The sequence below is a fragment of the Burkholderia sp. BCC0322 genome, from assembly GCF_902833045.1.
In the GTDB taxonomy this organism is placed as follows: domain Bacteria; phylum Pseudomonadota; class Gammaproteobacteria; order Burkholderiales; family Burkholderiaceae; genus Burkholderia.
Genome location: NZ_CADFDU010000014.1, coordinates 11,385 through 23,249 on the forward strand (window position 1 = coordinate 11,385; position 11,865 = coordinate 23,249).

Below are 11,865 nucleotides of genomic sequence, written 5' to 3' on the forward strand. Positions count from 1 at the left end.
GGAGAGGGCCATGTTCAATGCAGTCATCGACGCGCCGTTCGGCAAGGTCGGCATCCGCACGGACGCCGCGGTGGTGCGCGAGATCATCTATCTGCCCGAGTCGGTGAAGTCGGTCGATCCGGATTCGCCGCTCGCGAAGCGCGCGGTCAAGCAGATCGAACGTTATTTCGAGCGCGCGTCGGCGCGCTTCGACCTGCCGCTCGCCGAAGTCGGCAGTGCGTTCCAGCACCGCGTGTGGGACGTGATCAGCGATATCCCGCCCGGCACGGTGCTGACCTACGGCCAGGTCGCGAAGCGGATCGGCAGCGCGCCGCGCGCGGTCGGCCAGGCGTGCGGCGCGAACTACTTCCCGCTCGTGATTCCGTGCCATCGCGTCGTCGCGGCGGGCGGCCTCGGCGGCTTCGCGAACCACGACGACAATGGCTACTACCAGAAAGTGAAGCGCTGGCTGCTGGCGCACGAAGGCGTGCCGTACTGATGAATGAACCGCTGATTTCCCCCGGCGCCGACGGCGATGCCGCCGAAGCGTCCCCCGCGCTGCTGGCGAGCCGCGCGTCGGTCGACGTGTTTTGCGATGCGCTGTGGCTCGAGCACGGGCTCGCACGCAATACGCTCGACGCGTACCGGCGCGATCTCGTGCTGTTTTCCCAATGGCTGGCAGAGACGCACGACGCGTCGCTCGATTCGGTTGACGAAGCGATGCTGACCGGCTACATCGCCGCGCGCAGCGACGGCAAGGCGACGTCGTCGAACCGGCGGCTGTCCGTGTTTCGGCGCTATTACGGCTGGGCCGTGCGCGAGCATCGCGCGAGCGCCGACCCGACGCTGCGGATCATGTCCGCGAAACAAGCCGCCCGGTTTCCGTCGACGTTGTCGGAGGCGCAGGTCGAGGCGCTGCTCGGCGCGCCCGATATCGGCACGCCGCTCGGCCTGCGCGATCGCACGATGCTCGAGCTGATGTATGCGAGCGGGTTGCGCGTGAGCGAGCTCGTGATGCTGAAGACCGTCGAGGTCGGGCTCAACGAGGGCGTCGTGCGCGTGATGGGCAAGGGCTCGAAGGAGCGGCTCGTGCCGTTCGGCGAAGTCGCGCATGGCTGGATCGAGCGCTACCTGCGCGACGCGCGGCCGGCGCTGCTCGGTGCGCGCGCGGCCGACGCGCTGTTCGTGACCGCGCGCGGCGACGGGATGACGCGCCAGCAGTTCTGGAACATCATCAAGCGCCACGCGCAGCACGCGGACGTGCGCGCGCACCTGTCGCCGCACACGCTGCGGCACGCGTTCGCGACGCACCTGCTGAACCATGGCGCCGACCTGCGCGTGGTGCAGCTGCTGCTCGGTCACAGCGACATCTCGACCACGCAGATCTATACGCACGTCGCGCGCGAGCGTTTGAAGACGCTGCACGCGCAACACCATCCGCGCGGCTAGCGCAACCGGTGCGGCGCGGGCTGGGGCACGCGCAACGGCCCGTTCGGGTCAGGCCAGCTCGCGCAGTTTGTGCTTCAGCACCTTGCCCGTGGACGCGGCAGGCAGCGCGTCGAGCACACGGATGTGCGCGGGGCGTTTGTAGGGCGCGAGCCGCTCCGCACACCATGCGTGCAGCGCCGCTTCGTCCGCCGTCGCGGCGGGCACCAGCTCGACGAACGCGAGCACTTCCTCGTTGCCTTCGACCGCGCGGCCGATGACGGCTGCCTGCACGACGTCCGGATGCGCGTTCAGCACCTGTTCGACTTCGACCGGATAGACGTTGAAGCCCGACCGGATGATCAGCTCCTTGCTGCGGCCCGCGATCGTCACCGCGCCGTCCGCCTCCTGCCGCGCGAGATCGCCGGTGCTCAGCCAGCCGTCCGGCGACACGGCCGCGTGTGTCGCATCCGCGTTGCGGTAGTAGCCGAGCATCACGTTCGGCCCGCGCACGCGGATCTCGCCGACTTCACCCGGTGGCACGTCGGTGCCGTCCGGCGCGACGATCCGCATCTCCACGCCGGGAATCGGCACGCCGACCGAGCTGTCCGAGCGCGGCGCGTCGAGCGGCGTCTGCGTGATCGTCGGGCTGCTTTCGGTCATGCCGTAGCCGTTGTGCAGCGGCACGCCGTACAGGCGCTCGACACGCGCCTTCAAGTTCGCGTCGAGCGGCGAGCCGCCCGAATACGCGAAGCGCAGGCGTGGCGCGCGCCATGCGTGACCGTGCGTGTGCAGGTGTTCGAGCAGCTTCGCGTGCATCGCGGGTACGCCCTGGAAGATCGTGACGCCTTCGTCGGCGAGCGCGATGCGCACGGCTTCCGGCGAGAAGCGCGGCGCGAGCCGCAGCGTCGCGCCCGCGTACAGGCTGCCGAGGCAGACCGACGCGAGGCCGTACACGTGCGACACGGGCAGCACGGTGTAGACGACGTCGTCGGGCGACACGCGGCGCAGCGTGCTCGACGTCGCCGCGATGAACAGCAGGTTGCGATGCGACAGCATCACGCCTTTCGGCGTGCCGGTCGTGCCGGTCGTGTAGATCAGCGCCGCGCATTGCGCCGCGCCGTCGGTGGCGACCGGTTCGCCCGGCGCGCTCGCGTCGATGCGATACGACCACGCACCGATGTCGACCGGCAGCGTGCCGGCAGGTGTTGCGCCGTGCCGTTCGGCATGCGTGCGCGCGTCGGGCGATGCGTCGGTGGTGAACGCGATCAGCTTCGGACGCGCGTGCGCGGCGATGGCGTCGAGCTCGCTGGCGGACAATCGCGCGTTCGACACGAGCGCCCACGCGTCGAGGTGCGCGACCGCGAACAGCAGCACGATCTGCGCGACGCAGTTTTCGGCGACGATCATCACGCGGTCGCCGCCTTGCACACCGAGGTTGGCGAGCAGCGTAGCCGCCGCATCGACGGCCTGCGACAGGTCGCCGTACGACAGGCGGCGCGCGTCCTCGATCAGCGCCGGGTGTGCGGGAGCCCGCGCGGCCCAGCGCGCGGGCACGTCGGCGATACGGCGAGGCAGCGCGGCGAGCAGGGCCTCGACGTCGAGCGGCTCGGAGGAACGGAGGGACGAGGTCATGGCGTCTCCAGAAAAGGGGCGGGCGGCTGACGAGTTAGGCGAACGATCGTGCCATGATGGCGCACGCGCCACAATCGGCCATTCGGGCAATAGCGCTTCGCGCTGTTCGCAATGATGATGAACGGAATCGTTGCGGCGGCGCGGCAGGCCGCCCGGCGGAGGGCCGCCCCGCGGAAAACGGGCCGCGAGTATAACGCCGGCGCGGGCGCACCCATGCGCGCCCGCCGGTCGTTCACCATTAAAATGCCGTCATGAGCAAATCCAGGCATGTGTCCGAAACCCCCGCGACCCAGTTGTTGCGCCGCCACGGCGTCGCGTTCGGCGAGCACCCGTACGACTACGTCGAGCACGGCGGCACCGGCGAATCGGCGCGCCAGCTCGGCGTCGACGAGCACAGCGTCGTGAAGACGCTCGTGATGGAAGATGAACACGCGAAGCCGCTGATCGTGCTGATGCACGGCGACCGCACCGTGTCGACGAAGAACCTCGCGCGGCAGATCGGCGCGAAGCGCATCGAGCCGTGCAAGCCCGAGGTCGCGAACCGCCATTCGGGCTATCTCGTCGGCGGCACGTCGCCGTTCGGCACGCGCAAGGCGATGCCCGTCTACGTCGAGGCGACGATCCTCGAACTGCCGACGATCTACCTGAACGGCGGCCGTCGCGGCTACCTCGTCAGCCTCGCGCCGGCCGTGCTTACGTCGCTGCTCGGCGCGCAGCCCGTGCAGTGCGCAAGTGTCGACTGAGGGTTTCACCTTCGTGGCAGGCCGCGCGCGTTCGGTAGAATGGGCGCCGTTTCGGCGTGCCGCGCGCAGCCGTCCCTTTACCGATACGTTGAAAGAAGAGTCCTCCGCATGCAGATCCTGCTCGCCGCCCTCGTTGCCTACCTGATCGGATCGGTGTCGTTCGCCGTCGTCGTCAGTGGCGCGATGGGCCTGGCCGACCCGCGTTCGTACGGGTCGAAGAATCCCGGCGCGACCAACGTGCTGCGCAGCGGCAACAAGAAGGCCGCGATCCTCACGCTCGTCGGCGACGCGTTCAAGGGCTGGATCGCCGTCTGGCTCGCCCGGCACTTCGGGCTGCCCGACGTCGCGGTCGCATGGGTCGCGATCGCCGTGTTCCTCGGCCACCTGTATCCGGTGTTCTTCCGCTTCCAGGGCGGCAAGGGCGTCGCGACTGCGGCCGGCGTGCTGCTCGCCGTGCACCCGGTGCTCGGGCTCGCGACCGCGCTGACCTGGCTGATCGTCGCGTTCTTCTTCCGCTATTCGTCGCTCGCGGCGCTGGTGGCGGCGGTGTTCGCGCCGGTGTTCGACGTGTTCCTGTTCGGCACGGGCCACAACCCGGTCGCGTGGGCCGTGCTGGCAATGAGCGTACTGCTCGTGTGGCGTCACCGCGGCAACATTTCGAAGCTGCTGGCGGGGCAGGAGAGCCGGATCGGCGACAAGAAGAAGGCGGCCGCGGACGGCGGCGCGCAGGACGGCGGGAAAGCCTGAGGAAGTACGGCGCTTGCCGCATGCCGGGCGCGCCGCGTGTGCGGGGCCCGGCGGGATGGCGTGGCGGATCGTCCGGCGATCAGTCGCGGAAGTTGTTGAAGTCGAGCGGCGTGTCGGTCACGTCCTTGCGCAGCATCGCGATCACGCTCTGCAGGTCGTCGCGCTTCGTACCGGCCACGCGCACCGCATCGCCCTGGATGCTTGCCTGCACCTTGATCTTGCTGTCCTTCACGAGGCGCACGATCTTCTTCGCGAGATCGCCGGTCACGCCCTTCTTCACGGTGACGATCTGCTTGACCTTGTCGCCGCCGATCTTCTCGACCTTGCCGTAGTCGAGAAAGCGCACGTCGACGTTGCGCTTGGCCAGCTTGCCGATCAGCACATCCTTGACCTGGCCGAGCTTGAAATCGTCATCGGCGAACAGCGTCAACTCGCGTTCCTTCTGCTCGACGCGCGCGTCGGAGCCCTTGAAGTCGAAGCGCGTCGAAATTTCCTTGTTCGACTGCTCGATGGCGTTCTTCACTTCGATCATGTTCGCTTCGGAAACGACGTCGAACGATGGCATGGCATTCCTCCCTTGAGATGCGGGCACCCGGCTCGCGCACGGGCACTCGCTATAATTGCGGACTGTCTGCCATTTTACCGATGCCCCTCCGTTTGCCCAAGGCCGGCCATGCGCCGCCCGGGCGGACGTGACCGCGAATGCCGATGCCTCCTGACGATTCCACCCTGTCGCTGCTTCCCGACCATCCGCTCGCCGCGCACAACACGTTCGGCATCGCCGCGACCGCGCGCTTCGCCGCGCGCATCACGCACGCGTCGCAGTTCGAGGCGCTCCATCGCGACCCGCGTATCGCGAACCTGCCGCAGCTCGTGCTCGGCGGCGGCAGCAACGTCGTGTTCACGCGCGATTTCGACGGCGTCGTGCTGCTCGACGAGATCGCGGGCCGCCGCGTCGTGCGCGAAGACGACGACGCCTGGTACGTCGAGGCCGGCGGCGGCGAGAACTGGCACGCATTCGTCGCATGGACGCTCGAGCACGGGATGGCGAGCCTCGAGAACCTCGCGCTGATCCCGGGCACGGTCGGCGCCGCGCCGATCCAGAACATCGGCGCATATGGCCTCGAGATGAAGGCATATTTCGACTCGCTGGTCGCGGTCGAGCTGGCGACGGGGCGCAGCGAGCGTTTCGACGCCGCGCGCTGCGCATTCGGCTATCGCGACAGCTTTTTCAAGCGGGAAGGGCGCGGCCGGTACGCGATCGTGTCGGTGACGTTCCGGCTGCCCAGGCAATGGACGCCGCGGCTCGGCTATGCGGACGTCACGCGCGAGCTCGACGCGCGCGGCATCGTGCCCGATGCGGCGACGCCGCGCGACGTGTTCGACGCGGTGGTCGCGATCCGCCGCGCGAAGCTGCCCGATCCGCTCGTGCTCGGCAACGCGGGCAGTTTCTTCAAGAATCCGGTGATCGACGCCGCGCAGTTCGATGCGCTGCGTGCGCACGCACCCGATGTCGTGTCGTATCCGCAGCCGGGCGGGCAGGTGAAGCTCGCGGCCGGCTGGTTGATCGACCGCTGCGGCTGGAAGGGGCGTGCGCTCGGCGCGGCGGCCGTACACGACCGTCAGGCGCTCGTGCTCGTCAATCGCGGCGGCGCGACGGGCGCCGACGTGCTCGCGCTGGCGCGGGCGATCCAGGCCGACGTGTTCGCGAAATTCGGTGTCGAGCTGGAGCCGGAGCCGGTTTGCCTGTGAGCCGGGCCACGACGCCCGCGCAGCAGCTATTGCGGGACCGTGCGCATGGCGCTCGCTGAAAAGGGGCGTCGCGTGTACGTTGCGGCCGTTGCTGCCGCAATCGCCGGAAGTACTCGCGCACAACCCGTTCGGACGCGTCCCGGTATTCTGCGACGGTCCGATCGAGTTCTATGAAACGCGTGCGATCCTCGGCTATATCGACGAAGCGTTCGACGGCCCGAGCCTGCTGGCCCAGTGGGGCGCCACAGCGCATGCGCGCGGCGAGCAAAGGATCAGCCTGATCAATTGCCACGCGTACGACGCGGTGGTGTGCCGCTACGTGCTGCAATACGTCTTCCCGAAAGGCGCGGATGGCCAGCCCGATCGCGCGGTGATCGACGCGGCGCTGCCTGAAATCGACCGGCATCTGCAGGTGTTCGACGCGGCGTATGGCGGGCGCGACTACCTGGTCGGCAGCGGGTTGTCGATGGCGGATCTGTTCCTGGCGCCGATCCTGGCTTACGTGGGCATGTTCCCCGAAGGGGCGGAATTGCTGCGGAAATACCCGAACGTCACGCGTGCGCAGGCGGTGATGCGCGAGCGGCCAAGCTTCGCCGCGACGCAGCCGGCGCCGGGTTGAAGGGGCATCGGCATGAGCGCGCATGGCGCGCGGACGGCGGGAAAATAAAAAGCGCCGGCTGTGCCGGCGCATTTCGCTTGCGACGAGGCCGCGCGCGTCAGTGCGTCAGTGTTTCAGCCGGCCGAGCAGCAGGAACTCCATCAGCGCCTTCTGCACGTGCAGGCGGTTTTCCGCTTCGTCCCACACGACGCTCTGCGGGCCGTCGATCACGCCGGCCGTCACTTCCTCGCCGCGGTGCGCGGGCAGGCAGTGCATGAAGAGGGCGTCGGGGTTGGCGTGACCCATCATTTCCTCGTCGACGCACCAGTCGGCGAACGCCTGCTTGCGGGCCTCGTTCTCGGCCTCGAAGCCCATGCTCGTCCACACGTCGGTGGTAACGAGGTCGGCGCCCTTGCACGCTTCGTTCGGATCGTCGAACACCTCGTAGAACGGCGCGCTGTCGGGCGACACGAGCTTCATGTCGAGTGCGTAGCCGGGCGGCGTGGACAGGCGCAGCTTGAAGCCGAGGATCTGCGCGGCTTCGATCCACGTGTAGAGCATGTTGTTCGCATCGCCGACCCATGCAACGGTCTTGCCGGCGATCGGGCCGCGGTGTTCGTAGTACGTGAAGATGTCGGCGAGCACCTGGCACGGGTGGTACTCGTTCGTCAGGCCGTTGATCACCGGCACGCGGGAATTGTCCGCGAAACGCTTGATGACTTCCTGCTCGAACGTACGAATCATGATGATGTCGACCATCCGCGAGATGACCTGCGCGGAATCCTCGACCGGTTCGCCGCGGCCGAGCTGCGTGTCGCGGGTGCTCATGAAGACGGCGTGGCCGCCGAGCTGGAAGATCCCGGCTTCGAACGACAGGCGCGTGCGCGTCGAGCTCTTCTCGAAGATCATCGCGAGCGTGCGGTCGTGCAGCGGGTGATAGGTCTCGTAGTTCTTGAACTTGCGCTTCAGGATACCCGTGCGTTCGAGCACGTACTCGTAGTCTTCCAGCGAGAAATCCTTGAACTGCAGGTAGTGACGAATGGTTTTGGCGGTCATGAAGCGAAATACGGCGGGTTGCACCCGGCAGCAAGGCCGGACGGCGCCGCCGTCGGGTGTGGATAACTCAAAGCAGCATAAAGGATTTTCTGTGCTTTGACGAGCCGCGGAGAAAAGCGGGGCATGATCGCCAGGTGCGGCAAGCAGCGCGTGAGGAGGGGTGTCGGGGCGACGCGCGATGGCGCGCTGCGGTATAATCAGAAAGTTTTCTCCAGCCCGGCAGGCAAGCCTCTTCGCGCTCTGCCGGACACAAGCCGTGCGCTGCACAAATCCGGTGCAGTCCACCGGCGGCGCACACCGACGTCCCGTTTTTCGGGATATCGGAATGCTTGTGCCGCCGTCCGTTTCAGCTTTGTGTTCGCGTATCCAGGCGCCGTTGCCTGGACATCGCCGGGCCGTCACTTGGGTAACCACATGGCTGAAACCCCTCCGACCGAATTCTTCATCCAGGGCATCACGAAAGACGGGAAAAAGTTTCGCCCGAGCGACTGGTCGGAACGTCTGGCCGGTGTGATGGCCTGCTTCGGGCCGGGGGCGAGCGGACCGAACGCGCGCCTCAAGTATTCGCTCTACGTGCGTCCGACGATGCTCGGCGACCTGAAATGCGTGATTCTCGATTCCCGGCTGCGCGATGTCGAGCCGATGGCTTTCGATTTCGTGCTGAATTTCGCGAAGGACAACAACCTTGTTGTCACCGAGGCGTGCGAACTGCCGGACTACAACGCCAAGAAGTGATGCCGGCCAGGGCGACGGCGCTTGCCGCGCCCGGCCTGGCAAATGTCGCTGGCTCGCAGGATGCGCGCCGGCGACAGGCAACAAAAAAGCCCGCCTAGGCGGGCTTTTTTGCGATCGCAGGAAACAGGAACGCCCGCGTGAGCGGGCGCACCGGATTTACGCTGCTGCCTGCAGACCCTTGACGGCTGCGGCGAGGCGGCTCTTGCTGCGAGCGGCCTTGTTCTTGTGAACGATCTTCTTGTCGGCGATCGTGTCGATCGTCTTCACGGCAGCCTTGAACAGCTCGGCAGCCTTTGCCTGGTCGCCGGCTTCAACAGCCTTGCGAACCGACTTGATCGCGGTACGGAATTTCGAGCGCAGCGCCGAGTTGTGCGAGTTTGCCTTCGCGGCCTGGCGGGCGCGCTTGCGTGCTTGTGCGGAGTTAGCCATGACGGTTCCTTATCCTGTCCTGTTTCCAGAGCTTGGAGCCTGACGGCCAAGCGCTGCTTTTCGATCCGTCCCCTGAGAACGATTGCCCAGGGGCGCATAAAAAAACGGTGATTTTAACCGAGGCCGGGACATGAAAACGGCAGTTGCCGTGCATGTACGAGCCCAGAAACCGGCGATTATAGCAACAAAATTAAGCGAGTGGCAAGTTCAACGTGACATCCGCCGAGCGGGGCGCTGGGGGCATGCGCGCTTTTCGGCATCGGCCGCTGGCCGGGCCACGCAACGTCCGTATAATAAGCGCCCCATGAATCTATTCCGAGCCCTGCTGACGGTCAGCGGCTTCACGCTGCTGTCGCGCGTGACCGGACTGGCCCGCGAGACGCTGATCGCCCGTGCGTTCGGCGCCAGTCAATACACCGACGCGTTCTACGTCGCCTTCCGTATCCCGAACCTGCTGCGCCGCCTGTCTGCCGAAGGCGCGTTCTCGCAGGCGTTCGTGCCGATCCTCGCCGAGTTCAAGAACCAGCAGGGGCACGACGCGACGAAAGCGCTCGTCGACGCGATGTCGACCGTGCTGGCGTGGGCGCTTGCCGTGCTGTCGGTCGCGGGGATCGCCGGCGCGTCGTGGGTCGTGTTCGCGGTCGCGTCGGGCCTGCACACCGACGGGCAGGCGTTCCCGCTCGCGGTCACGATGACGCGGATCATGTTCCCGTACATCGTGTTCATCTCGCTGACGACGCTCGCCTCAGGCGTGCTGAACACGTACAAGAGCTTCTCGCTGCCCGCGTTCGCGCCGGTGCTGCTCAACGTCGCGTTCATCGCCGCGGCCGTGTTCGTCGCGCCGCACCTGAAAGTGCCGGTGTTCGCGCTCGCGTGGGCGGTCATCGTCGGCGGCGTGCTGCAGTTCCTTGTGCAGTTGCCGGGCCTGAAGAAGATCGACATGGTGCCGCTGATCGGCGTCAACCCGCTGCGTGCGCTGCGCCACCCGGGCGTGAAGCGCGTGCTCGCGAAGATGGTGCCCGCGACGTTCGCCGTGTCGGTCGCGCAACTGTCGCTGATCATCAACACCAACATCGCGTCGCGGCTCGGGCAGGGCGCCGTGTCCTGGATCAACTACGCCGACCGCCTGATGGAGTTCCCGACGGCGCTGCTCGGCGTCGCGCTCGGCACGATCCTGCTGCCGAGCCTGTCGAAGGCGCACGTCGATGCCGATTCGCACGAGTATTCGGCGCTGCTCGACTGGGGCCTGCGCGTCACGTTCCTGCTCGCGGCACCGAGTGCGCTCGCGCTGTTCTTCTTCGCGACGCCGCTCACCGCGACGCTCTTCAACTACGGCAAGTTCGACGCGCATACCGTCACGATGGTCGCGCGCGCGCTCGCGACCTACGGGATCGGCCTGGTCGGCATCATCCTGATCAAGATCCTCGCGCCGGGCTTCTATGCGAAGCAGGACATCAAGACGCCCGTGAAGATCGCGATCGGCGTGCTGATCGTCACGCAGATCTCGAACTACGTGTTCGTGCCGCTGATCGGCCACGCGGGCCTGACGCTGAGCATCGGCGTCGGCGCGTGCCTGAACTCGCTGCTGCTGTTCCTCGGTCTGCGCAAGCGCGGCATCTACCAGCCGTCGCCGGGCTGGCTGCGCTTCTTCGTGCAGCTGATCGGCGCGGCGCTGGTGCTCGCGGGCCTGATGCACTGGCTGTCGGTCAGCTTCGACTGGACCGGGATGCGTGCGCAGCCGCTCGATCGCATTGCATTGATGGCCGCGTGCCTCGTGCTGTTCGCTGCACTATATTTCGGTATGTTGTGGGTGATGGGCTTCAAATACGCTTATTTCAGAAGGCGCGCCAAGTGACGACCGCAATGACCCGCGTCCTCGACTACTTCAGCACGCTCGTGGCAGACGACGACAGCCTGCCTGTCACGGAAGCGGCGCTGTCGCTGGCGCAGGACGCGTATCCCGACCTCGACCTGCAGGGCACGCTGGCCGAACTCGACATGCTGGCCGCGCGGCTGCGCCGGCGGCTCACGGACGATGCGGACCTGAAGGGCCGCGTCGCCGCACTGAACGATTTCTTCTTCCGCGAACTCGGCTTCGCGTGCAATCACAACGACTACTACGACCCCGACAACAGCCACCTGAACGCGGTGCTGAAGCGGCGGCGCGGGATCCCGATCTCGCTGTCGGTGCTGTACCTGGAACTCGCCGAGCAGATCGGCGTGCCGGCGCGCGGCGTGTCGTTCCCCGGCCATTTCCTGCTGCGCGTCACGCTGCCGGACGGTGACCTGATCATCGATCCGGCCAACGGCCATTCGCTGTCCGAAGCCGAGATGGTCGAGATGCTCGAGCCGTACGTCGCGCGTGCGGCCGGTGCGGTCGACAGCGCGTTGCGCGCGCTGCTGCAGCCGGCGACGAGCCGCGAGGTCATCGCGCGGATGCTGCGCAACCTGAAGACGATCTATCTTCAGACGGAACGCTGGCAGCGGCTGCTCGCGGTGCAGCAGCGGCTCGTGATCCTGCTGCCCGAGCACCTCGACGAGGTCCGCGACCGCGGCTTCGCGTATGCACGGCTCGATTACCTGCGCCCCGCGCTCGAGGATCTCGAACAGTATCTCGGCGAGCGGCCGGACGCGGACGACGCCACCGTCGTCGAGTCGCAGGTAACCGAATTGCGGCAGCGGATGCAGCGCGACGGCGACGATTGAGCCAGTACCGCGCTGCGGGAATCCTGAATGAATGAAAGAACGCCCGCGGCGCGGGCGTTT

General features: G+C 67.0%; 12 protein-coding genes and 1 pseudogene. 9 read left to right on the forward strand and 4 right to left on the reverse strand.

The window, feature by feature from the left end:
• Positions 1–10 precede the first annotated feature (10 nt).
• On the forward strand, positions 11–478 hold the full coding sequence (locus HWX39_RS29140) for a methylated-DNA--[protein]-cysteine S-methyltransferase (protein ID WP_175971183.1): 468 nt from the start codon (positions 11–13) through the stop codon (positions 476–478).
• A complete protein-coding gene (gene xerD / locus HWX39_RS29145; RefSeq protein ID WP_175971184.1) occupies positions 478–1,428 on the forward strand; it encodes a site-specific tyrosine recombinase XerD in 951 nt (316 codons plus the stop codon). Before HWX39_RS29140 ends, xerD begins: the two co-directional genes overlap by 1 nt.
• Before the next feature lie 48 nt (positions 1,429–1,476).
• On the opposite strand, the gene HWX39_RS29150 is transcribed toward xerD, so the two are convergent.
• Positions 1,477–3,039 (reverse strand): AMP-binding protein, encoded by a 1,563-nt coding sequence (locus HWX39_RS29150; RefSeq protein ID WP_175971185.1) that lies wholly within the window; start codon positions 3,037–3,039, stop codon positions 1,477–1,479.
• A 251-nt stretch (positions 3,040–3,290) separates the two neighbouring features.
• Here HWX39_RS29150 and ybaK point away from each other — a divergent pair, with 251 nt between their 5' ends.
• Both ybaK and plsY read left to right on the forward strand, forming a co-directional pair.
• Positions 3,291–3,782, forward strand: a complete 492-nt coding sequence (gene ybaK / locus HWX39_RS29155) for a Cys-tRNA(Pro) deacylase (RefSeq protein ID WP_175950923.1) — start codon at positions 3,291–3,293, stop codon at positions 3,780–3,782.
• Between the two features lie 108 nt (positions 3,783–3,890).
• The gene (gene plsY, locus HWX39_RS29160; protein WP_059484351.1) at positions 3,891–4,529 is read left to right on the forward strand and encodes a glycerol-3-phosphate 1-O-acyltransferase PlsY; all 639 of its coding nucleotides are present in this window, start codon (positions 3,891–3,893) and stop codon (positions 4,527–4,529) included.
• A gap of 79 nt (positions 4,530–4,608) precedes the next feature.
• On the opposite strand, the gene HWX39_RS29165 is transcribed toward plsY, so the two are convergent.
• On the reverse strand, positions 4,609–5,094 hold the full coding sequence (locus HWX39_RS29165) for a YajQ family cyclic di-GMP-binding protein (RefSeq protein ID WP_011885818.1): 486 nt from the start codon (positions 5,092–5,094) through the stop codon (positions 4,609–4,611).
• A 137-nt stretch (positions 5,095–5,231) separates the two neighbouring features.
• On the opposite strand from HWX39_RS29165, the gene murB reads away from it, so the two are divergent.
• A complete protein-coding gene (murB, locus tag HWX39_RS29170; protein WP_175971186.1) occupies positions 5,232–6,281 on the forward strand; it encodes a UDP-N-acetylmuramate dehydrogenase in 1,050 nt (349 codons plus the stop codon).
• A gap of 15 nt (positions 6,282–6,296) precedes the next feature.
• Positions 6,297–6,900 (forward strand): annotated as a pseudogene (locus HWX39_RS29175) (glutathione S-transferase family protein); the annotation flags it as partial.
• A 105-nt stretch (positions 6,901–7,005) separates the two neighbouring features.
• Here HWX39_RS29175 and argF read toward each other — a convergent pair.
• A complete protein-coding gene (argF, locus tag HWX39_RS29180) occupies positions 7,006–7,935 on the reverse strand; it encodes an ornithine carbamoyltransferase (protein ID WP_034190558.1) in 930 nt (309 codons plus the stop codon).
• Positions 7,936–8,349: 414 nt separating this feature from the next.
• On the opposite strand from argF, the gene HWX39_RS29185 reads away from it, so the two are divergent.
• Positions 8,350–8,670 carry a DUF3579 domain-containing protein gene (locus HWX39_RS29185; RefSeq protein WP_175971311.1) on the forward strand — a complete coding sequence of 107 codons (321 nt, stop codon included), beginning with the start codon at positions 8,350–8,352 and terminating at the stop codon, positions 8,668–8,670.
• A 156-nt stretch (positions 8,671–8,826) separates the two neighbouring features.
• Here HWX39_RS29185 and rpsT read toward each other — a convergent pair whose 3' ends face one another.
• Positions 8,827–9,099, reverse strand: a complete 273-nt coding sequence (rpsT, locus tag HWX39_RS29190; protein ID WP_006482211.1) for a 30S ribosomal protein S20 — start codon at positions 9,097–9,099, stop codon at positions 8,827–8,829.
• A 304-nt stretch (positions 9,100–9,403) separates the two neighbouring features.
• Here rpsT and murJ point away from each other — a divergent pair, with 304 nt between their 5' ends.
• Positions 9,404–10,954, forward strand: a complete 1,551-nt coding sequence (gene murJ / locus HWX39_RS29195; RefSeq protein WP_244135122.1) for a murein biosynthesis integral membrane protein MurJ — start codon at positions 9,404–9,406, stop codon at positions 10,952–10,954.
• Positions 10,955–10,962: 8 nt separating this feature from the next.
• Positions 10,963–11,805, forward strand: a complete 843-nt coding sequence (locus HWX39_RS29200) for a SirB1 family protein (RefSeq protein WP_175971188.1) — start codon at positions 10,963–10,965, stop codon at positions 11,803–11,805.
• Positions 11,806–11,865 lie beyond the last annotated feature (60 nt).